Consider the following 446-nt stretch of genomic DNA (forward strand, 5'->3'; position numbering starts at 1 on the left):
CGAGGCCGAGGTGATGGCCTATGCCGACGGGTTCTGGCTCGTCGGCGTCAGCCTCGTGCTGAGCCTCGGCGTCGTCGCGATCCTGAGGAAGCCGCAGCGCGCCTCGGGGCCGGTCGAGGCCCACTGAGCCCGCGCTTGCGACGATCGTCCGTCTCAGTGGTGCCCGGCCATGTGACGGCCGATCGTCGCCACCTCGGCGGTGGCGGCCTGCGTCTCGTAGACGAGGCGGCCCTCCGACATCACCACGATGCGGTCGGACAGCTCCAGGATCTCGTCGAGGTCCTCGCTGATCAGCAGCACCGCGGCGCCGGCGTTGCGCGCGGCCACGATCCGGTTGCGGATCTCTGAGACCGCCGAGAAGTCGAGGCCGAAGCACGGGTTGACGACGATCAGGAGGTCGACCGGGTCGGTCAGCTCGCGGGCGAGCACCGCCCGCTGCACGTTGC

At 70.6% G+C, this 446-nt stretch carries 1 pseudogene; it reads right to left on the bottom strand.

From position 1 onward, the window contains the following. Positions 1 to 153: 153 nt before the first annotated feature. Positions 154 to 446, bottom strand: a pseudogene (locus FV223_RS29875) (ABC transporter ATP-binding protein); the annotation flags it as partial.

The organism is Methylobacterium sp. WL116, from assembly GCF_008039455.1.
Taxonomy (GTDB): domain Bacteria; phylum Pseudomonadota; class Alphaproteobacteria; order Rhizobiales; family Beijerinckiaceae; genus Methylobacterium.